Raw genomic sequence first — 22,303 nt, 5'->3', positions numbered from 1 at the left:
CGATATAACGCTCAAAAACGCATAAATTACGTCTTTGTCGGAAATTAAAACTCTAATGATTTCCGTCTTATTTCGAATACATCCTGCTCATAAGAGATTACTATGTCTAAGAAAGCAGAAATATCATTCCCTGAGGGTCTAACAATAGATAAGCAAGAACAAATAATGGGCATCATGCTATACCATAATCAGCGCATGTAGCAGTTTTACGTAAACTCACTGAAATCAAAAATATTCGCTTGATGCCGCTTGATACTTTGTGACAAGACAAGACATGCTTCAATATTGCACACAATATCACCGAGTACGAATACATGGTCCATTCGGCAATTACACAAAACTATATGAATGGTGATGATATTTTGGAAGTACTTAACAAACCTGATTTACTGTTAGTATTAGACAGAACTTACTATTTGAAACACCCCGGTTCATTCCTGATACATTGAGTGTTCGTGTTGTCATTGCATTTAAGTTTCACACGGTGAATTGGCGCACAGAATATAAAATCATCGCTGGCACAACTCCGTATATTTCTGTACCCAGACCAAAAATGAAAAAAGAACAGTCCATTTAAGACGAGAGCGGCTGACAATAAGATTGCCTTGGATTGGTATGAACGTATAAAGAAGAGCAAGGACAGATTATTCCAGAAATAAGTAGTGTCGCACGAACAAAATGAATTTCCATCAAATTTTATTAACGGTCGAAGCAAATTTGCACTCAGCTCTCAAATCTTGACAGTAGAGCACACCACACAACAATTTCTTTATAGTTCAGCAGCTTCTGAATATAAATTAAGGTTAAAGAATTAAATATATACTTTTCTATAACTCATTAGTACACCAGAAAGCAATCTTAGATATTTCTTACAGTAACAAAAATTCCAAATTACTTTAATTCTTCGCTGGAGCATATGGCTTACAATAAACCCTTGCAGGAAAAGCTTCACTGCGACGCGAGTTTTTAATGACATCTCCCCCGTTTTTTATACAAGCCATTGTTGACTTATCAAGGCTAGCAAAATACTCATTAGTTCCAGGAGGTGAAGAGATGGGAGCCACTTCGTCTCGGATCCGCTTGCATGTTTCTGGCTCATCCTCTGCAATCACATCAGTAGTCATTGGAGGTAAAGAGCATAACCGACAGGGATCACCCACACAAAGACATCCCTTACATGATGCCTGTACCAAAGTAGCTAATGAGCTAAAAAAAATACTTAATATTAGTACAATTAATACTCGTATTAAATCAACCAGTTTTAGTTGCATAAAATGATCTCCAAAAATATTTATTCCCAATGTCAGGCAAGAACTGCTGGACAACAAATCGAGGTAATAAAAGAACGATTACGGTATTTTAAACAAAAGGTTGCAGAAGCTGAATAGGGACTCGAAATTGTTTACGAAAAATCAAAAGAAACAAATGCGAGAATGAAATTAGCCAAAAAAAGTAGAATGAGCTCTCAATGAGCTCTCAATAAGCTCACTCAAGAATGGAAGAAACGAAAAAAAAATAGATAAAAATGAATAAGAAAATTATTCAAATGGATGCCTAGAAACGATAGTTTCGTCACGATCAGGACCCGTCGAAATCATATCTATCGGTACCTCACAGATTTCTTCCAGCCTTTTTAGATAATTTTGTGCTGCTTTCGGTAATTGCTCAAAATCTCTTAATCCTTGGGTACTCTTGGTCCATCCAGGCATCTCTTCATAGATAGGTTCACAGGCTATCAACTCTTCAGCGCCTACTGGTAAAATGCTAAGAGATTTTTCCATGGCAGTATTACTGCTATTTAACTTATATCCTACGCAAAGCTTCAAGGTTTCAAGACCATCAAGAACATCTAATTTGGTAATACATAAGCCCGATACGCCATTGATCTGGGTAGAACGTTTCATTGCTACTGCATCAAACCAACCACAACGGCGGCGACGCCCTGTTGTTGAGCCGTACTCGTTACCACGAGTAGCTAAATACTCACCTACATCATTGTTAAGCTCAGTAGGAAATGGCCCCGAGCCCACGCGAGTCGTATACGCTTTAGTAATACCCAGAACATAATGCAACATCTGTGGCCCTACCCCGCTGCCGGATGCTGCCGCACCAGCAATACAATTGCTAGATGTCACAAAAGGATAAGTGCCATGATCAATATCTAGCAACGCTCCCTGAGCGCCTTCAAACAGAAGGTTATTACCTTCTTTATTGGCTTCAAATAGCAATTGCGGCACATCTGCTACCATAGGCCTAATACGCTCAGCCTCAGTGAGGCTTTCATCAATTGTCTTATTAAGATCGACTATAGGCGCTTGGTAATAATTTCTCAAAACAAAATTATGATAATCGAGTATTTCTTCTAGTTTAACAATAAATCTCTCACGGCAAAGTAAATCTTGCAAACGTATTGCACGTCGCGCAACTTTATCTTCATAAGCTGGGCCAATACCACGACCAGTAGTGCCAATTTTGTCTGAACCTCTAGCTATTTCTCGCGCATTATCAAGCGCAATGTGATGAGGTAATATGAGCGGACAAGCTTCACTAATTCGCAATCTTTGACAAACATCGATGCCTGCCTTCTCAAGCATATCAATTTCTTCAAGCAAAGCCTGCGGAGAAAGTACTACTCCATTACCAATATAGCAAACAACGTTCTCGCGCAAAATTCCAGAAGGCACAAGGTGCAAAACAGTTTTTTTGTTGCCGATTACCAACGTATGACCAGCATTATGACCCCCCTGAAAACGAACGACGCCTGCTGCATGATCAGTTAGCCAATCGACTACTTTGCCTTTCCCTTCATCTCCCCACTGTGTTCCAATGACAACTACATTTTTGGTCATATCTCAGAATTCCTTCATCTTGATGTATATGGACAATTTATATTCCCACTACTTGCCATACACCATTGTGCAAGATAATCTTCCTGTCATAGTAGGGGGTATTTTCTTCGCTTTCACTTCCAGGCAATTCTGTTATAACGATATGACCTTCATTTCTCAACTGCTCAATTATTTTTTCCAGTGTTTTATCATCTCTTTTGTAAGGCGCCAGAATTCCTTTAGAGCATGTATCTGATCTGACCAACCTCGACAATTCACGTAAATCCATACTGAAGCCTGTAGCCGGCCTTGCTCTTCCAAACGCTTTGCCTATTTCATCGTACCGTCCTCCCAATGCAATAGCGTTAGCGCTTCCTTGCGTATAAGCTGCAAATACCATACCTGTGTGATAATGATAGCCGCGCAGATCAGATAAATCGAAAGTTATTGTATCTACATATGTCTTTAACTCTTCTTCAACCACCTCAAGCTGATCCAGTGCATTTTCGATTTCTGGATAATCAGGTAGCGTTTTACGAGCGTATGCAAGTATTTTTTTACCACCATATAATTCAGGAAGAAGCATCAGAGCATCTCGAATATGGTTATCTAGCCGTTTATCAAGCCCAGTACATAGAAGCTCCCTCAGAGCAGCTGTATCTTTAGTTTGCAATACATTGTACAAATCCACTTCAAACTCAGGGAGAATCTCTAAATCCTTAATCAAACTTCGAAAAATATCTACATGACCCAGATCGAGATGAATTTTGTCAACCCCAGACACTGCAAGACATTTCAACATTAAACGTTGAATCTCAAGATCACTTTCCAGACTAGAGTGACCATATAATTCCGCGCCGATCTGAAAGGGTTCACGAGTACGTGTAATTTCGCAAGGAACAGCATGTAACACGCTATTTGCATAGCAAAGACGAGTCACTCCTTTAGCATTCAGTAAATGTGCATCTATGCGTGCAGTTTGGGGTGTACTATCTGCGCGCAACCCCATCATTCTTCCGCTTAATTGATCTAACACCTTAAACATGCGCAGATCCATATCACCGCCACTGCCTGACAATAATGATTCCACGTACTCCAATAATGGTGGAATAACAAACTGATAGCCATGTACAAGAAGTAAATCCAAGATGCAGCGACGCATTTTTTCGATACGTAATGCCTCGGACGGCAGAACATCTTCGACATATTCAGGGAGAAACCAGTTACGCATTCTTGTAATGATTTAGGAGTTGCTTAACTTATCAACTGCCTAGCAAAAGAGAAGGTTATAAGAATTTAATTCACTAAATAGAGCACTATTAACCCTATTACCATTGACGTCAGTCCAATGAATCGGATCTGATTATCTTCCAATTCAACAAGTTTTCTAAAAGAATCACGCCAAGCATTAGGGAATGTAAAAGGAAAAATACCTTCCAATACCAACATTAATGCAATGGCCATCAGAAAGATATCCCACATACAACGGTATCTCCAACAAAATTCTTGATGATCCAGCGTTTTCCATAATGAAATCTACTCACCAGATCAAATTCTCCCAAAACTGAGTAAAAAGGTCAAAACACTGTTCAAAGTGTTTTGACCTGACTTTTATTTTTTACTTACTGCGTTATTTTTACTTCCCGCACTATTCAAATATTTAAAAAATTCTGAGTTGGGTTCAAGCACTAATATATCCCCTTTTTCCTTAAAGGAATTTTTATAGGCCTCCAGGCTTCGGTAGAACGCATAAAACTCTGGATTCTTTTCGAAGGTGCCTGCATATGTAGCAGCAGCCTGGCCATCACCTTCCCCCATAATCTTCTGAGCGTCACGATAAGCTTCAGCCAATATTACTTCACGTTGCCGATCAGCATCCGCACGGATCTTTTCAGCTTCCGCAGCACCAGTTGAACGCAATTCATTTGCCACCCGTTTTCGTTCAGCTTCCATCCTGCGATACACTGAATCGCTAACCTCTTGGGGTAAATCAACACGTTTCAAACGCACATCAACCACTTCAACACCGATTTTTTTTGCATCCACATTTGCTTTCTGACGCATGATTTCCATGATCCTATCACGCTCACCAGAAACCACTTCATGCACAGTGCGGTTACCAAACTCGTCACGCATACTCGAATTCACTGTTTGTACCAATCGAGTCCGTGCTAATGCTTCATCTCCTCGCACACTAATATAGTATTGCTTCACGTCAACGATACGCCATTTCACAAAAAAATCCACCAAAACGTTCTTCTTTTCTGAAGTAATAAAGCGTTCCGGCTCTTCTGTATCCAAAGTGAGTATGCGTGAATCAAAGTAACGTACATTCTGCGCTACAGGAATCTTAAAATACAACCCTGGCGAAGTTTTTACATCAACCACTTCCCCCAGTTGAAATAAAATTGCTTGTTCGCGCTCATCAACAATAAATATTGCAGAACCTCCCACTAAAACTAATACAGCGACTATGCCCGATAATATTGATGATAATTTTCCCATTTTTATCTTACCTCTCGTTCACGACTGCGAAATGATTCACGTGTGCGCGCGCTCACATCAGGAACTTCTGGAGCTGTTGGCGTGGGCATTGTCATGGGCGGTTTCGAAACGACCCCATCCCTTTGAATCAATTTATCCAATGGTAAATACAACAAGTTACTACCACTTTTTTGATCAATCAGAATTTTACTCGTATTGGAAAGAACCTGTTGCATCATATCTAAATATAGACGATCACGCGTCACGGTCGGTGCTTTACTATATTCGACGAGAATCTTATCGAAACGACTGACATCACCTTCCGCGCTTGAAATAACACGCTGCTGATATCCACTCGCCTCTTCCAATAAACGTGCCGCAGCACCTCTTGCTCTAGGAATCACATCGTTGGCATAAGCCTGACCTTCATTACGTTGCCGCTCTCTATCTTGTCCGGCCTTAACCGCATCATCGAATGATGCCTGCACCTGTTCTGGTGGTTGCGCATTCTGCATCGTTACTCTACTGATAGTAATACCTATCTGATAACGATCCAGAATAGTTTGCATTATTTGTGTTGCCCTGGCGGCTACTTCCTCGCGCCCCTCGTACAATACAAAATCCATTTTGCTTTTTCCGATAACTTCACGAATCGCCGTTTCGGCGATTTGCAACACGGCATTGTCTGGATCACGATTATTAAACAAGAAGTTCTCAGGATTATTTAAAATGTATTGGACAGCAAACTGAATATCAATAATGTTTTCATCATCGGTCAACATCAACGACTCTTTCAGCACTTTGCTTCTGACATTATTCCGATAACCAATTTCTATCGTGCGCACTTGGCTAACGTTAACAGTTTCCACTTTCTCAATCGGGTAAGGCATATGCCAACGCAACCCCGCTTGAGTAGTATCAACATGCTTACCGAAGCGAAGCACGACACCGCGCTGACCCTCATCTACAATGTAAAAACCGCTGGCAGCCCAAACAACTAGCAGCAAGAAGATGATGACCATGATATTACCACTAATTTGTCTTTTTGGACCCTCTCCTCCAGGACCCTCACCACCATCGCCCTTTCGGCCAAAAAGCTCATTAATTTTTTTGCTGACATTACGCAGCACATCATCCAGATCTGGAGGGTTAGAATTGCCTTTTCTTTTTCCCCATTGAGGATCATTTAATCCCATGATAATTTAATCCTTCCTCTCGTTCTAAAAAAGGTGTAGCACTGCTATCGTTCACTCTCCCAGCTTCCAAGAAGCTCTCTCTTAAGTCTACAGAATTCTGCGCAATCGCTTCTGCCAGGGCCAATCTAACAAATTCTAGCCCATCGCCGGTCTTAGCACTTAGCTGAATAGACATTATTCTACCATACTCATCCCGCTTATAATCTGCAGTCCTGCTTGATTCGGCACGATCGATTTTATTCAATACCAAAATTTGTGGAATGGTTTCTGCTCCAATTTCTTTAAGCAGTTTATTTACTTCTGCAATGTGCTCATTACGGGATGAATCAGCCGCATCAACTACATGTAAAAGTATATCAGCTTGTACTGTCTCTTCTAACGTAGCGCGAAATGCAGCAACCAAAGTGTGAGGCAGTGCACGAATAAATCCAACCGTATCTGAAATAACCAGCCCCCCGCAGTTTGGAATAAATAATCTACGTGTCGTCGTATCTAGCGTAGCAAACAATTGATCAGCTGCATATGCCTGAGAACGGGTTAGACTATTGAACAGAGTTGACTTACCTGCATTAGTATAACCAACAATAGATACAGACATCACCTTGGTACGCTGCCTCGCCCGTCGCTGGATTTCTCGCTGGCGTTGAAGCTCTATGAGTTTCTCTCTCAGAAATTTAACTCTCTTGGTAAGTAACCGTCGATCTGTTTCAAGCTGCGTTTCACCTGGACCGCGTAAACCTATCCCACCTTTTTGTCGCTCCAAGTGCGTCCACCCTCGTACTAATCGTGATGCAAGATGTTCTAACTGAGCAAGTTCAACCTGCAATTTACCTTCACGGCTTTTAGCACGCTGCGCAAAAATATCAAGAATTAAACTTGTACGATCAATAACACGACACTGAAGCCGCTCAGTTAGATTTCGCTGTTGTATCGGAGAAAGATCATGATTGAATATTACCAGTGATGCGCTAGTCCGACTCAAAATTTGATAGATTTCATCCAATTTACCACCGCCAACAAAAGTTGCAGGATCAGGCCGTGAGCGCTTTCCTTCCACGACAGCTAAAACTATGAGCTGATCACTCATAGCAAGCTGACGCAATTCTTCCAAGCTTTCTTTATCACTATCGCCTAGATTGAGACCCACTAAGATAGCAGTGTTATTCTTATCTGTTATTAGCTCTGTGTGATCAATCATCACGTAAAACTGGTGTTTCAATTGGGAAAGTAACAGCCCTGGCTGGAACTACTGTAGAGATCGCGTGTTTATATACCATTTGTGTAACTGAATTTTTTAATAGCACAACGTATTGATCAAATGAATCAATATGTCCTTGCAATTTAATACCATTGACCAAATAAATAGATACCGGAATATGTTCCTTCCGTAGAATATTTAAAAATGGATCTTGCAACAACTGCCCCTTAGCACTCATGAACAACCCTCCCTGTTTTGTTTCTAATCATCCCTAATTTTAATTATTAGATAAGAGACTCTACTTTATTTTTCTAAGTTGGCCACATTCGCCCAACAGGATTACCATCGAAATATACAAATAGTAGAATAAGATATTGCAACCGGATATTAACAAATGCAAGGGGTATATTTGAAAAAAATTTAAATGCTGAGTTTGGCAAAGGCAAATAAAGTTAGTGTTAGTGCAAATGAGGACCAAGCTTATCAGAATTTAGGCATTTATCCTAAGAACAGCCTATATGCTGGGTTATTGCTTTCATCCCAATATCTATATCCAAGATTGTCAAGAAAATTTTTAAAATCAGTTTTTTCACCGGGTGGCACCTCCATTCCTACCAATACACGCCCAAAATCATCCCCATGGTTGCGATAATGAAACAAGCTGATATTCCAAAGATGGCTCATATTATTAAGAAAATTCATTAAAGCACCTGGCCTATCAGGAAATTCAAAACGATAGAGAATCTCATTCTTGACATCCCTGGAACGCCCTCCTACCATATAACGAATATGCAACTTTGCCATTTCATTGCCGCTCATATCTTCGGTACGCAATCCACTTGCTTCCAGACTCCCGATCAGATTAAGTGCTTCTTCACGATTATGAACCGAAACCCCAACAAATACATGCGCTTCTTTAGGATCTGCATAGCGATAATTAAATTCAGTAATACTCCTTGTCCCTAACAAGGCACAAAATTTCTTGAAACTACCAGGCTCTTCAGGAATCCTAACCGCCATCAGTGCTTCACGTTGCTCTCCTAGCTCTGCACGTTCAGAGACATGACGTAAACGATCAAAATTCATGTTGGCACCTGACGCTATCGCTACGAGTTTTTTATGAAGTAATTTTTCACGTTCAACATAGGCCTTTAGCCCAGCAACAGAGAGCGCTCCAGAGGGCTCAAGAATGGCACGGGTATCTTCAAATACGTCTTTAATAGCCGCACAAATAGCGTCCGTATCCACTAGAATAATCTCATCAACCAACTCTTTACACAGACGAAAAGTTTCCTTACCAACATGTCTAACTGCCACACCATCAGCAAATAATCCTACTTGCGAAAGTTTAACGCGATGCCCTTTCTGTAACGAACGATACATAGCATCTGAATCAACTGGCTCGACTCCGATAATCTTGATTTCCGGGTATAGTCTTTTTACATAGGCGGCAACCCCGGAAATAAGTCCTCCTCCTCCTACCGGCACGAATATGGCGTGAATTCCTACTCCATGCTGGCGTAAAATCTCCATACCAATTGTCCCCTGCCCTGCTATTACATCCGGGTCATCATAAGGATGAACAAAAGTAGCATCTTCTTGCTGCGTAAGCTCTAAGGCATGTTCATATGCATCATTATATGAATCACCATAGAGTAACACCGTGGCGCCAAGTGCCATCACTGCATTGATTTTGATCTGGGGAGTCGTCACTGGCATCACAATCGTAGCAGAACAGTCCAATTTCTGAGCAGCTAATGCTACACCTTGTGCATGATTACCAGCCGAAGCGGCAATCACACCACGTTTGAGCATGGCAGAGGATAACTTTGCCATTTTATTGTAAGCGCCACGCAGCTTAAACGAGAATACTCGCTGCATGTCTTCTCGTTTCAAAAATACTTGGTTATGAATGCGTGCTGAAAGATTAACTGCCTCCTCTAGTGGTGTTTCTATAGCGACATCATAAACACGGGCGGTAAGCACTCTTTCGAGATAATCATTCCTCATAAGATTACGCTTTGGAAATGGTAAACAAAGTTAAGAGTATGGATTTACAAGATGTGCAGATTCTATCATGCTAAATGAATTGCAATCGGTAAGAGGCAAAATCTCATAATTATTTAAATGAAAAATGAAGCAATATCACCACTAATTGTTGATACATGCCAAAGTCAGGAAATTCTACTAGAACGAGAAAGTGAAAATGCTATAAAAACTGAAGATTTCATAACGTAACCCCCTCATACTTGACACGCTGACACGTCTTACCAAGAATGAGACTGATCAACAAGCTACATGCAAAGAGTAACTACTGACAAAATTGTTGACTTACTTGAAAGACAAATAAAATACATCAAATTACCTAAGGTGTGACTTTTAAATAATTATACGCTAAGGAATAGCATTGGACTAACACTATGTTTGTTGCGACATCAACAACGCTAATTCGATTACCAGAATCATCCTCAAAATTTACTTTAGGCAGTTAAAGTCATTCTAAATACAAAAAATAAACTTTTATTGATGAGAAATAAACTGAAAATTCAAACTCAACACAATATATTTTTTTGAAATTTTTAAATTAAAGGATGAAGAACTACTCACTGTAATGCTGGAAAATAAAAATTCCTTACAAATTCACCCAGATCATCATGAGCCTGGGTGAATCAGAAGGTATTTCAAAAATTCCAGATTATTTCTAATCCAAGCGCATTCTTTAAGACCATTTATTCAAATGGCTGAGGTCTTGGGGTTGCATTATTAGAAGGTGGCAAAATAGGTAATTTGAAATCAGGTTGTTTACCAGTCAGTGTTTTCAAGAAGGCCACAATATTGGCAATTTCTTCTTTGCTGAACTCGCGATTAACTTGGATCTTGCCCATAGTATTTACCGCTTCTTCTAGCGTTGCAGCACCACCATCATGGAAATAAGGGTATGTCATTTCTACATTTCGTAATGTAGGCGCCTTAAATACAAAACGATCTTCTTCCTTACCTGTCACATCCATGCGACCTATTGCAGCACTTTTTGTTTCATAAGGTTTATAAACACCCATTTTTTCAAATGAATTTCCACCAACTGCCGGACCGTTGTGACATTTTGCACAACCTGCACTCTTGAATAATGTGTATCCATCCAATTCTTCCTTAGTCAGCGCACCTTTATCACCTTCGAGCCATTTATCAAAACGAGAATCCGGTGTAACCAAAGTTTCCTCAAAGGTTGCAATCGCGGTAGTAATTCGATCTATATCAACTCCCTCCGAACCAAAAGCCTTCTTAAATTGTTGCTGATATTGAGGCATAGAGTTAATCACTTTTACCGCCATTTCATGAGTGGAAGCCATCTCGCCAGGATTAGCAATGGGTCCGCCGGCCTGTTCTTTGAGATCCTTTGCACGTCCATCCCAAAACTGCGCCAGATTCATGCTCGCATTCAGCACAGTAGGTGCATTGATCGGACCTTGTTGCCATTTATGGCCAATGGAAGTTTTAATGTTATCAGTACCTCCCATGCCCAAATTGTGGCAGGAATTACAGGAAATAAAACCAGATTTTGACAATCGGGTATCAAAAAATAACATCTTCCCAAGCTCAACCATTTCGGCATTTTCTGGTTTTACCGGTTTAATGGGCTGTATCGGCTCGTTAGCAGCAAAAACATGCCCGGACATAAACATTACACCAATCGATAATAGCGAGGCAGTTAGCTTACGCATCATCATTGAGAATCTCCTAAAAAAACACGGCTGTAATGGCGCAGCCGGTTACGCCTGAATGTACTCTCTCAAAATAAAATTCATTAAAAATAGCTGGTTGTAATTTACTTAGTTCATTTTAGGTCATCTACTTTTATATCACTGGCAAAAACTCATTTTTTCTGCCTTTTCACAGAAGCAGCAGCAGTCTTCGAAATAATTTGATCGCCTTCTACATAACCGTAATCACAACCTTGTCCAATATCACAATTAAGCAAGTGAGATAGCTCTATAAGCGCCTGCCGATAGACTTGACGCTTAAATTCGACAACTGAGTCAAGCTCCACCCAATATCGATTCCACCGCCATGCATCAAATTCAGGGTGTGGACTTTTTCTGAGCGATACATCGGTATCACGCCCAAGTAAGCGTAGCAAAAACCAAATCTGTTTCTGACCCTTGTAGCTTCTGCGCCATTCACGCCTTATCCAGCATTCTGGTACGTCATAACGTAGCCACTCCCGAGTGCGCCCCAAAATTTCTACGTGATAGGGTTGTAGCCCTACCTCTTCAGTTAATTCTCGATACATCGCCTGTGTTGGGGTTTCACCTGATTTAATGCCCCCCTGAGGAAATTGCCAAGAATCCTGCTTGACACGTTTCCCCCAGAAAACTTCATTTTTCGAATTCAGTAGAATAATTCCAACATTAGGACGATATCCGTTACGGTCTATCATTTGATTCATCCGTCATTTGAGACGTCAATTACTAGCCATTTTTCCATACTTTTTCCTAGATTAAAAGTCATCATAAAACAAAAAATCAGGATATACCTTCCTTTAATTTTTCATCTCTCCCTTTCTTAAAACTGGATATGATAGTCACAGTGAGTTTAAACCGCATAGGTAACCCAACTTTTTCAGGGTAAAATTACTCTTTCTTATTTTTAATATAACGATAAAACATACGGAATCAATACCCCATGCGTGTTTCTCAATTCTTTATTTCAACGCTCAAAGAAGCTCCTACAGAAGCCGAATTGATCAGCCATAAACTGATGCTCCGGGCTGGTCTCATCAAACGCCTTGGCAGTGGCCTTTATACCTGGATGCCTTTGGGTTTGAAGGTTCTGCGAAAAATCGAGTTCATTATTCGCGAGGAAATGAACAAAAGTAGTGCGATTGAGCTTTTAATGCCCGCAGTTCAGCCCGCAGAACTCTGGCAAGAAACTGCCCGCTGGGAATTATTCGGGCCACAAATGTTGAAAATCCAGGATAGACACCAACACAATTATTGTTTTGGTCCAACTCACGAAGAAGTTATCACCGATATAGCACGCAGGGAAATCAAAAGCTATCGCCAACTACCTCTAAATTTTTATCAGATCCAAACCAAATTTCGCGATGAAATTCGCCCTCGTTTTGGCGTCATGAGAGCGCGTGAATTTATAATGAAAGACGCCTACTCATTTCATGTTGACCTAAAAAGTCTGGAGCAAACCTATCGTCTGATGCATGACACGTATAGCCGCATATTTACCCGTATCGGTCTGAATTTTCGGGCTGTGGCAGCTGACACTGGCGCGATGGGTGGTAGCAGTTCACATGAGTTCCATGTACTGGCAGATTCAGGTGAAGATGCGATTGTTTTCTGTCCCAACTCGGATTATGCAGCCAACATTGAATTGGCCGAGGCCATTTCTTCTGGAAAAGCTCGCGAAGCACCAGATGGTGTAAAGCAAAAAATTTCAACACCTGATCAAAAAACCTGTGAAGAAGTTGCAAATTTTCTTGGTATTCCCATACAGAAAACCGTAAAAACACTGGCTATTACCGCAGATGATCATTTTTATCTCTTGCTGCTACGTGGTGACCATCAGCTAAATGAAACAAAAGTCAGAAAAATCCCATTTTTAAGCAATTTCGAATTGGCAAGTGAAGAAAGAATTCTAGCTGAAACCGGATCCCGTCCTGGCTATATCGGGCCTATTGGATTAGAAAAATGCGTCATCGCTGACAAAGCTGTTATGGAAATGAGTGATTTCGTCTGCGGCGCAAATGAGGAAGGTTTTCATTTCACTCATGTCAATTTTGAACGTGACTTGAAATTACCTGATCATATTTTTGATATCCGCAATGTCGTGGCGGAGGATCTATCACCAGATGGTAAGGGAACACTGGAAATTTGTCGGGGTATTGAGGTGGGTCACATTTTTCAATTACGCACAAAATATTCTGAGAAAATGAAGGCTACCTACCTGGATGAATCCGGGCAAACAAACGTAATGGAAATGGGATGCTATGGCATCGGGGTGTCGCGCATTGTAGCAGCAGCCATTGAGCAGAATCATGATGAGCACGGCATCATATTTCCCCTTGCGATTGCTCCCTTCCAACTTGCTATTATCCCGATCGGTCTGAAAAAAAATCCACAAGTACAAGCTGAGACCGAAAGGCTGTCTCACGAACTTTCAGCAGCCCATATTGAAGTCATTATAGATGATCGTGATGAACGTCCTGGTGTAATGTTTGCTGACATGGAATTAATAGGCATTCCCCATAGAATCGTTATCAGCGAGCGAGGCCTAAAAGATGCCACGATAGAATATCGTGGACGACGTGATGAAAAATCTCAAATGATCCCTCTGAAGGAGATTACTTCATTTGTCATTTCAAAGATATGTGGAAACTGATTGGCTTTGTTGTAATTCTTACTCCGCCAATTGCTCAGGCAGGCGCCCAAATGCATGAACCTTTGTCCGCCAGTACCAGAACAGTATTACAAAGGGCTGTAAGCGATCAGGCTATTTCGCATTTTATTACACTGCCTGAGGCAGAAAGTAAGGCTTGGCTTACTACCATGTCTGAACAATTAAAAAAGCACATGCCCGATCAAAACGAGCGCGACAACTTCCTCACTACGGTTCATTACGAGGCCACCCGTGCAGGGCTCGATCCACAATTAGTGTTGAGTATTATTCAGGTCGAAAGCGGTTTCAGAAAATATGCTATATCAACCGCAGGTGCGCGCGGCTATATGCAAATCATGCCCTTCTGGGTTGATGCCATTGGCAGCAAAGAGCATAATCTCTTCCATTTACGGGTCAATTTACGTTATGGATGCACGATTCTACGTCACTACCTTGATATTGAGAGAGGTAATTATTTTCGTGCTCTCGGAAGATACAACGGAAGTCTAGGACAAGCAACTTATCCAGAGCTTGTATTTAATGCGTGGCACAAATATTGGCACTACCCTATAACCCAAGGGTTAGCACAGAATTAGCAAAATTTCTACTCAGCATGAAGGGGATCAGCTGCCTTCGATGGACTCGTGCTTCCTAAATAATTCTGTATGAATTTTTCAATATCCTCTCGTGTAAGTAATCCAATCTTTCGTGCTGCTGGTTTACCAGTAGGGTCAAATAAATAGGTACTTGGCAGCATCGATAGCTCATCAAGCTGCGAAGCAATCTCTCTGTTACCGAAAACGATCGGATAAGGAACAGACATTGCTTCAGTAAATTTTATTACAGTTTCCGTATCTGCATAATCCATTGCGATGCCAATGATCATGACATCATTCCGCTCTTCATAAAGCGAGATCAGATCGGGAATTTCCTCCAAACAGGGAGGACACCAGGTTGCCCAGAAATTTACCAGCACCCACTTTCCTCTATAATCGCTTAATTGATGTATTTTTCCCTTGCTATCCTCAAATCTGAACTGGAATTCTTCTGCCTGAATATAAAAAGATAGGAAATTCAATAAAAGAAATAAGCAAGGGAAAAAGCGTTTCATTTCATCAGACCTGCGGATGGGCTTTCTCAAGCTTGCTATACAGTTTATTGAATGCGCTGAGATAAGCTTTAGCAGAAGCAACTACAATATCTGTATCTGCTCCATGACCATTTACGATTCTGCCGGACTTCTGCAATCTGACAGTCACCTCACCTTGTGCATCTGTTCCACTGGTAATATTATTCACCGAAAATAATTGTAGTTCGGCACCACTATTCAAAATCTTTTCAATCGCACGATAGGTTGCGTCAACTGGGCCGCTCCCTTCAGACTCGGCATGCAGCTCATTATTCCCGGCAGCAATCACTACCCGAGCAAAGGGGGGCTCGCCTGTTTCACTATGTGCAATAAGTGAAAGCAATCGATAATGCTCTTCAGGAATCTGTACCTCATCCGAGACCAGTGCGTGCAAATCTTCATCAAAAATTTCATGCTTTTTATCCGCCAAATCCTTGAAGCGCATAAACATAGTATTTAGCATTTCTTCTGATTCAAGTTCAATTCCAAGCTCCTTCAAGCGACTGCGAAGCGCGTTACGGCCAGAATGTTTACCCAGCAACAACTTATTGGCTCCCCAGCCCACATCTTCCGCACGCATAATTTCATAAGTTTCACGATGTTTGAGTACACCATCTTGATGAATTCCAGATTCATGGGCAAAAGCATTTGCTCCAACAATAGCTTTATTAGGTTGAACTGGGAAACCAGTGATTCCTGAAACCAATTTACTGGCGGGTACGATATGTGTTGTATCTATGCGGGTATCACATGAAAAAAAATCCTGCCGTGTACGGACGGCCATTACAACTTCTTCAAGAGCAGCATTTCCAGCACGCTCACCCAATCCATTAATGGTACATTCTACTTGCCTCGCACCATTTATGACCGCTGATAATGAATTAGCTACTGCCAATCCTAAATCATTGTGGCAATGAACTGAAAAAACCACTTTATCTGAATTAGGAATACGTTCACGCAATGTTCGAATAAGTTGACCAAACTGATCTGGCATAGTATATCCCACCGTATCTGGAATATTCAGTGTCTTAGCTCCTGCATCGATCACCGCTTCCAAAACACGGCAAAGAAAACTAATTTCGGAACGACCGGCATCCTCTGGAGAAAATTCAACGTTGTCTGTATATCGACGCGCCCATTTTATAGCTTTCACCGCTTGTTCGATTACTTGCTCCGGAGACATGCGCAACTTATTCTTCATGTGTATGGGTGAGGTAGCAATAAAAGTGTGAATGCGCGCCGCATTAGCACCACACAAAGCTTCACCAGCGCGGTTTACATCGGCTTCGATAGCGCGCGCAAGTCCACAAACCACACTATCCTTAATCGTATCGGCCACTGCCTTGACTGCTTCAAAATCCCCATTAGAAGCTGCCGGGAATCCTGCCTCAATGACATCTACACCCATACGCTCAAGTTGTCGAGCAATACGCACCTTCTCTTCTTTTGTCATGGAAGCGCCGGGACTTTGCTCCCCATCACGTAAGGTTGTATCAAAAATAATCAAATGATCGCGCATCATTTTCTCCATCGAATGCAATCTAAATTACAAAACAAAGATTAAAAATTCGGGTTACGAATTTTTTAGATTATCAACAAGAGATCGAAATAAAGTATTGAATTTTAGCGCCCACGGCGCAGCAGGTAGCCTCTTAAGTGTAGCAAGGCCAAAGAAGAGAAGTATAGAGAAGCTGGAGAATTATCTATTAACTTAACCATAGTAAAAATATAAAATATTTTCAACATTTCTGCAATAGCAAGATCACTGCGTCATATTCTGATTTTGTGTTTCATCGCTCTTTTTACTTTTACCAAGCCGCCATAGCTTCATGAAATAACCTGATAAAGCATATAGAGAAAACAGACCAAATAACACAACAGGCGGATGACTCGGTATCAATACAAAAAAGAATAATAATAATAATAAAATTGAGAAAAAAGGTACCCGTCTACGCAGATTGAATTCTTTACCGCTATAGTAAGGCAAGTTACTAACCATGGTAAGTCCAGCAAACAATGTGATTGCCCATACCAGCCACTTGATATCCACACCTTGTATTTGAAAGTCCAATGCTACCCATACCAATCCAGCAATCAGGGCAGCCGCTGCAGGACTAGGCAATCCCTGGAAGAAACGCTTATCGACTACTTCTATGTTGGTGTTAAAACGTGCCAACCGTAATGCGGCACAAGCGCAATAAATAAACGCCGCTATCCACCCCAATTTACCCATATCTTTTAGTGCCCACTCATATGCTACGAGTGCAGGGGCAACCCCAAAAGAAACCATATCCGACAAACTGTCATACTCTGCGCCAAATTCACTTTGAGTATGAGTTAGACGCGCCACTCGTCCATCCAAACCATCCAACACCATCGCAATGAAAACAGCTATTGCAGAATGCTCGTAGTTACCATTCATCGCCTGCACGATCGCAAAGAAACCCGCAAACAATGCCGCTGTGGTAAATAAATTCGGCAATAGATAAATTCCTCTGCGTCGTAAGCGGGACTTAAGCACAAAGCGCACTGAGTTTGGTTCATGCATTTTCAGTATGAACTACATAAAAACCAAGGATGGGATATAGAAAAATAAATAGCAAAAAACAGGAAATAAGAAACCTCTGCATAACTGTGTTTTTAGAGTTTTTCTGCGTATGTATTACTCATAAAATCAATCACTTAAAAATACTAAACTATCCAAAAAGCCAGTTATGCAGAGGTCTCAATAATATTATCCTCCCAACAAACTGTTACACAGCAATGATAAGCATGTTACACAATAATAATAAGCAAATTTGGCTAACTGCGTAACTCAGCTAATATCGTTAGTGTCGCATAGACTTTGTCACCAATATTGACATTGATTTTAGTATCTGTAGGAAGATAAACATCTACTCTTGAACCAAAACGAATAAATCCAAACCGCTGTCCACGCGAAAGATGATCCCCAGGTTTGGCATGACATATAATGCGTTTCGCAATCAACCCCGCAATCTGCACACAAGTAACATCAAGACCTCTACCTGTTTTTATCCAGAGAGCATTACGTTCATTTTCTAATGAGGCCTTCGGTAAGCTAGCATTAATAAATTTACCCGGAAAATACCAACGGTCTTTTACTTCACCATCAACAGGGCTACGATTGGAATGAACATTAAATACATTCATGAATACACTTACTTTAATCGCCTCACGATTAAGAAAAGGATCCTGTGTTTTCTCGACAGCCACAATCCGACCATCTGCAGGGGCTAATATAGCATTAGCCTGCAACGGAATAATACGCGGGGGATCACGAAAAAACTGCAAGACGAACAGTGCAATTAACCAGAAAGGTAATGCCCACAACCAGCCTAAAAATAGGTGGACAAATAAAGAAATTAGAAACGCTACGGTGATATGAACCCAACCTTCGCGGGCAATGATAGGATGCGGATAAGGTGACATGAGTAACTTATATAGAAGATTAGCCCGATATTTAGTGGAAATATCGGGTTAAAAATGCGAAGTATTTTAAATAATTTTAGACAAAAATGTGCAGATTAATTCCTCACTAATTCTTTCCTTGATCGACTAATTTATTTTTCTTGATCCAAGGCATCATATCGCGCAATTTTGCGCCGGTTGTTTCAATCGAGTGCTCAGCTGCAAGGCGACGACTAGATTTCAACATAGGCGCTCCCGCATGGTTCTCCAGTATAAATTCCCGTGCATACTGACCTGTCTGAATTTCACGCAAAATCTTGCGCATTTCTGCACGAGTTTCTTCAGTAATTATACGAGGACCACGCGAAATATCCCCATATTCAGCATTATTAGAAATAGAATAGCGCATATTAGCTATGCCACCCTCGTAGATTAAATCCACAATCAGTTTTACTTCATGGAGACACTCAAAGTAAGCCATTTCGGGTGCATAGCCAGCTTCTACCAATGTCTCAAAACCAGTTTGAATTAATGCAGTAAGACCGCCACACAATACTACTTGCTCACCAAATAAATCTGTCTCTGTTTCTTCACGGAAAGTTGTTTCAATCACGCCGCCGCGTGTACCACCATTAGCAGCTGCATAGGATAGAGCTAAATCGCGTGCATGCCCTGACTTGTCTTGATGAATCGCAATAAGTGAAGGCACTCCCCCGCCTTGAGTATATGTTGAGCGTACAAGATGTCCAGGTCCCTTAGGCGCAATCATAATGACATCAAGATCTTCACGGGGAGTCACTTGTCCATAATGAATATTAAAACCATGAGCAAATGCTAGCGTTGCATTATTTTTTAAACCTGCCTCGATCTCTGATTGATAGATAGCAGCAATTTGCTCATCTGGAAGCAGCAACATCACCACATCTGCATCCTTAATTGAGGAAGCAATTTCTTTTACTGTAAAACCAGCTTTTTTTGCCTTTTCCCAAGATGCTCCACCCTTACGCAAACCTACTGTAACCTTGACACCGGAATCACGCAAATTGTTAGCATGTGCATGTCCTTGGGATCCATAGCCGACTATCGTTACTTTCTTTTTTTTAATTAGAGACAAATCGGCATCTTTATCGTAATAAACTTTCATTATGCTCCTTTAATAATATATACCCAGCTGGCGCAAAAAATATCAAAACAAAATTTTAGTAACTAATACTGCATAGGATCAGTTAGTTATCTTTATCGAATCAATCTGTTATACCTTCAAGATCCGCTCTCCACGACCTAAACCGGAAGCACCAGTTCGGATAGTCTCTAGAATCATATTTCGCTCTATTGTTTCAAGAAATGCATCGAGTTTTGAGCTTGTACCTGTCAACTCTATGGTGTATGACTTGTCTGTTACGTCAATAATATTGCCGCGAAAAATATCTGCCAATCGTTTCATTTCTTCACGATCATCTCCAATGGCTTTTATTTTCACCAGCATAAGCTCTCGCTCGATATGATCTCCTTCGCTCAAATCAACTATTTTGACAACCTCAATTAATTTATTCAGTTGCTTAGTAATTTGTTCAATAACTTCATCCGAGCCTATTGTGACCAATGTCATACGAGACAAAGTTGGATCTTCAGTCGGCGCTACATTGAGTGACTCAATGTTATAACCTCGTGCCGAAAATAAGCCTGCTACTCGAGACAGAGCACCGGCCTCATTTTCCATCAATAAAGAGATAATATGTCGCATTTCTTATACCAGAATCATTTCAGACAAACCTTTACCACCTGGCACCATAGGAAATACATTTTCCGTCTGGTCAGTAATAAAATCCATAAAAACTAATCGCTCTTTGAGTTTAAAAGCTTCCTCCAAAGCGCCTTCGATATCTTCTGGTTTCTCTATCTTCATTCCGACGTGACCATAGCTCTCAGCCAGTTTGACAAAATCTGGAAGCGCATTCATATAGGATTCTGAATAACGATTTCCATGAAAAAATTCCTGCCATTGCCGAACCATGCCCATATACCGATTATTAAGATTAATGATTTTAAGTGGCAAGTGATACTGTTTACAGGTTGATAATTCCTGGATGCACATTTGTATACTTGCTTCACCTGTAATACAGGCTACTACTCCATTGGGATTAGCTAATTGCACACCCATTGCTGAAGGCAACCCAAATCCCATGGTACCTAGTCCACCCGAATTAATCCAACGGCGAGGCTTATCAAATCGATAAAACTGCGCAGCCCACATCTGATGCTGTCCAACATCTGACGTAATAAATGCATCACCCTTTGTCACCGCATAAAGCTTTTCGACGACCATTTGCGGTTTAATAACTGTACTCGTACGATCATACCTTAGGCAATCTCGTTCGCGCCATAAATCTATTTGCTTCCACCATTCCGTGAGTGCATGAGCATCTGTTTTTTCTTTACTAGCCTTGATCAATTTAATCAGCTCATTCAATACTTCGGAAACACTCCCCACTATTGGAACATCTACCTTGACACGCTTGGAAATAGACGAAGGATCAATATCAATATGAATTATCTTTCGCTCTTCACTGTAAAAATGCTTGGGATTACCAATGACACGATCATCGAAACGCGCGCCCACTGCAATCAATACATCACAATATTGCATCGCCATATTGGCTTCATAGGTTCCATGCATACCTAGCATACCGACAAACAGTTTATCTGTCGCAGGATAACCGCCAAGTCCCATTAATGTGTTAGTACATGGAAAATTCAGCGAGCGCACCAATTCTGTCAAAGCTTCAGATGCATCATCCAGAATCACACCTCCCCCTGAATAAATCATCGGCCGCTTTGCACTCAAAATCAATTGCGCCGCTTTTTTTATCTGTTGGGAATTCCCGTTGCTAACCGGATTATAGGAACGCAAACTCACACTGCTCGGGTAATCAAATATCGTCTTTTGTTGTGTGACATCTTTCGGAATATCAACTAAAACGGGCCCCGGACGGCCGGTTGACGCAATATAAAAAGCCTTTTTTATCGTTGATGCAAGCTCAGTGATGTTTTTCACCAAGAAATTATGTTTTACACAAGGACGCGTAATTCCAACTGTATCCACTTCCTGAAACGCATCTTGGCCAATTGCTGCTGTAGGAACCTGTCCACTAATAATAACGAGGGGAATAGAATCCATATAAGCAGTCGCAATACCTGTCACAGCGTTCGTTACCCCAGGTCCCGATGTCACTAAAGCAACACCCACATTGTTACTGGACCGAGCATAGCCATCCGCTGCATGAAGGGCTGCCTGCTCATGGCGAACCAGAATATGCTTTACTTTATCTTGCTTAAATAGTTCATCATAAATAAACAACACTGCACCGCCAGGATAGCCAAAAATATATTTCACCCCTTCTTCCTGCAGGTAACGCACCGTAATCTCGGCACCTGTTAGTTCTACACTCATCCTTTGTGTATCCTGGTATCAAAAAAAAATCTAAAATCTAAAAATAAGAACTTAGTTAAATGCATCTTCGCTCTGCTATTTTCTATCACTACTATATCTCATATATCTCGGATATCTCAGTCATAATTTAATTATGACTTTTAGTTAGCCCTCGGTTAACTCTCAGTTTTTTTAAACTCAAGCTGCAGGAATCAATCC

General features: G+C 41.0%; 19 protein-coding genes. 2 read left to right on the top strand and 17 right to left on the bottom strand.

The genetic code is table 11. The annotated features are described in order from the left end of the window. Positions 1 to 1,538 precede the first annotated feature (1,538 nt). From BLV54_RS01320 to BLV54_RS01275, 10 genes are all read right to left on the bottom strand, one after another. Positions 1,539 to 2,849: an adenylosuccinate synthase gene (locus BLV54_RS01320; protein WP_090566637.1), complete on the bottom strand. Its 1,311-nt coding sequence runs from the start codon at positions 2,847 to 2,849 to the stop codon at positions 1,539 to 1,541. A gap of 37 nt (positions 2,850 to 2,886) precedes the next feature. After that, the gene (locus BLV54_RS01315; RefSeq protein WP_090566634.1) at positions 2,887 to 4,059 is read right to left on the bottom strand and encodes an ATP phosphoribosyltransferase regulatory subunit; all 1,173 of its coding nucleotides are present in this window, start codon (positions 4,057 to 4,059) and stop codon (positions 2,887 to 2,889) included. A gap of 65 nt (positions 4,060 to 4,124) precedes the next feature. Next, on the bottom strand, positions 4,125 to 4,292 hold the full coding sequence (locus tag BLV54_RS01310) for a DUF2065 domain-containing protein (protein WP_339389421.1): 168 nt from the start codon (positions 4,290 to 4,292) through the stop codon (positions 4,125 to 4,127). A 147-nt stretch (positions 4,293 to 4,439) separates the two neighbouring features. Further along, complete coding sequence (gene hflC, locus BLV54_RS01305) at positions 4,440 to 5,333, bottom strand: protease modulator HflC (RefSeq protein ID WP_090566630.1); 894 nt, start codon at positions 5,331 to 5,333, stop codon at positions 4,440 to 4,442. 2 nt (positions 5,334 to 5,335) lie between these two features. Then, positions 5,336 to 6,508 carry an FtsH protease activity modulator HflK gene (hflK, locus tag BLV54_RS01300; RefSeq protein ID WP_090566627.1) on the bottom strand — a complete coding sequence of 391 codons (1,173 nt, stop codon included), beginning with the start codon at positions 6,506 to 6,508 and terminating at the stop codon, positions 5,336 to 5,338. Beyond that, a complete protein-coding gene (gene hflX / locus BLV54_RS01295) occupies positions 6,495 to 7,706 on the bottom strand; it encodes a GTPase HflX (RefSeq protein ID WP_090566625.1) in 1,212 nt (403 codons plus the stop codon). The genes hflK and hflX overlap by 14 nt, the downstream gene beginning before the upstream one ends. Beyond that, the gene (hfq, locus tag BLV54_RS01290) at positions 7,699 to 7,944 is read right to left on the bottom strand and encodes an RNA chaperone Hfq (protein WP_090566622.1); all 246 of its coding nucleotides are present in this window, start codon (positions 7,942 to 7,944) and stop codon (positions 7,699 to 7,701) included. The genes hflX and hfq overlap by 8 nt, the downstream gene beginning before the upstream one ends. Before the next feature lie 260 nt (positions 7,945 to 8,204). Further along, the gene (gene ilvA, locus BLV54_RS01285) at positions 8,205 to 9,716 is read right to left on the bottom strand and encodes a threonine ammonia-lyase, biosynthetic (protein ID WP_090566619.1); all 1,512 of its coding nucleotides are present in this window, start codon (positions 9,714 to 9,716) and stop codon (positions 8,205 to 8,207) included. 719 nt (positions 9,717 to 10,435) lie between these two features. Continuing rightward, a complete protein-coding gene (locus BLV54_RS01280) occupies positions 10,436 to 11,434 on the bottom strand; it encodes a cytochrome-c peroxidase (RefSeq protein WP_090566616.1) in 999 nt (332 codons plus the stop codon). Between the two features lie 146 nt (positions 11,435 to 11,580). Further along, a complete protein-coding gene (locus BLV54_RS01275; protein ID WP_090566686.1) occupies positions 11,581 to 12,144 on the bottom strand; it encodes an RNA pyrophosphohydrolase in 564 nt (187 codons plus the stop codon). A gap of 245 nt (positions 12,145 to 12,389) precedes the next feature. On the opposite strand from BLV54_RS01275, the gene BLV54_RS01270 reads away from it, so the two are divergent. Together BLV54_RS01270 and BLV54_RS01265 are read left to right on the top strand one after the other, a co-directional pair. Continuing rightward, positions 12,390 to 14,099: a proline--tRNA ligase gene (locus tag BLV54_RS01270; RefSeq protein ID WP_090566613.1), complete on the top strand. Its 1,710-nt coding sequence runs from the start codon at positions 12,390 to 12,392 to the stop codon at positions 14,097 to 14,099. Beyond that, complete coding sequence (locus BLV54_RS01265; RefSeq protein WP_090566610.1) at positions 14,087 to 14,692, top strand: lytic transglycosylase domain-containing protein; 606 nt, start codon at positions 14,087 to 14,089, stop codon at positions 14,690 to 14,692. The genes BLV54_RS01270 and BLV54_RS01265 overlap by 13 nt, the downstream gene beginning before the upstream one ends. 8 nt (positions 14,693 to 14,700) lie before the next feature. On the opposite strand, the gene BLV54_RS01260 is transcribed toward BLV54_RS01265, so the two are convergent. The 7 genes from BLV54_RS01260 to BLV54_RS01230 all read right to left on the bottom strand — a co-directional run bounded on the left by BLV54_RS01260 (position 14,701) and on the right by BLV54_RS01230 (position 22,105). Continuing rightward, positions 14,701 to 15,174: a TlpA family protein disulfide reductase gene (locus BLV54_RS01260; RefSeq protein ID WP_371113267.1), complete on the bottom strand. Its 474-nt coding sequence runs from the start codon at positions 15,172 to 15,174 to the stop codon at positions 14,701 to 14,703. Positions 15,175 to 15,211: 37 nt separating this feature from the next. Continuing rightward, complete coding sequence (locus tag BLV54_RS01255; RefSeq protein WP_090566604.1) at positions 15,212 to 16,744, bottom strand: 2-isopropylmalate synthase; 1,533 nt, start codon at positions 16,742 to 16,744, stop codon at positions 15,212 to 15,214. A 243-nt stretch (positions 16,745 to 16,987) separates the two neighbouring features. Next, the gene (gene pssA / locus BLV54_RS01250; protein ID WP_090566601.1) at positions 16,988 to 17,773 is read right to left on the bottom strand and encodes a CDP-diacylglycerol--serine O-phosphatidyltransferase; all 786 of its coding nucleotides are present in this window, start codon (positions 17,771 to 17,773) and stop codon (positions 16,988 to 16,990) included. A 254-nt stretch (positions 17,774 to 18,027) separates the two neighbouring features. Next, positions 18,028 to 18,675 (bottom strand): phosphatidylserine decarboxylase, encoded by a 648-nt coding sequence (locus tag BLV54_RS01245; RefSeq protein ID WP_090566599.1) that lies wholly within the window; start codon positions 18,673 to 18,675, stop codon positions 18,028 to 18,030. 106 nt (positions 18,676 to 18,781) lie between these two features. Further along, positions 18,782 to 19,798 carry a ketol-acid reductoisomerase gene (gene ilvC, locus BLV54_RS01240; protein ID WP_090566596.1) on the bottom strand — a complete coding sequence of 339 codons (1,017 nt, stop codon included), beginning with the start codon at positions 19,796 to 19,798 and terminating at the stop codon, positions 18,782 to 18,784. A 108-nt stretch (positions 19,799 to 19,906) separates the two neighbouring features. After that, positions 19,907 to 20,398 carry an acetolactate synthase small subunit gene (gene ilvN, locus BLV54_RS01235; RefSeq protein WP_090566593.1) on the bottom strand — a complete coding sequence of 164 codons (492 nt, stop codon included), beginning with the start codon at positions 20,396 to 20,398 and terminating at the stop codon, positions 19,907 to 19,909. 3 nt (positions 20,399 to 20,401) lie between these two features. Further along, positions 20,402 to 22,105 (bottom strand): acetolactate synthase 3 catalytic subunit, encoded by a 1,704-nt coding sequence (locus BLV54_RS01230; RefSeq protein ID WP_090566590.1) that lies wholly within the window; start codon positions 22,103 to 22,105, stop codon positions 20,402 to 20,404. Positions 22,106 to 22,303 lie beyond the last annotated feature (198 nt).

It is taken from the genome of Nitrosomonas sp. Nm33 (genome assembly GCF_900107265.1).
Lineage (GTDB): Bacteria > Pseudomonadota > Gammaproteobacteria > Burkholderiales > Nitrosomonadaceae > Nitrosomonas.
Note: the sequence above shows the minus strand (reverse complement) of the source record. Positions and strands in the feature narration are given on the sequence as shown.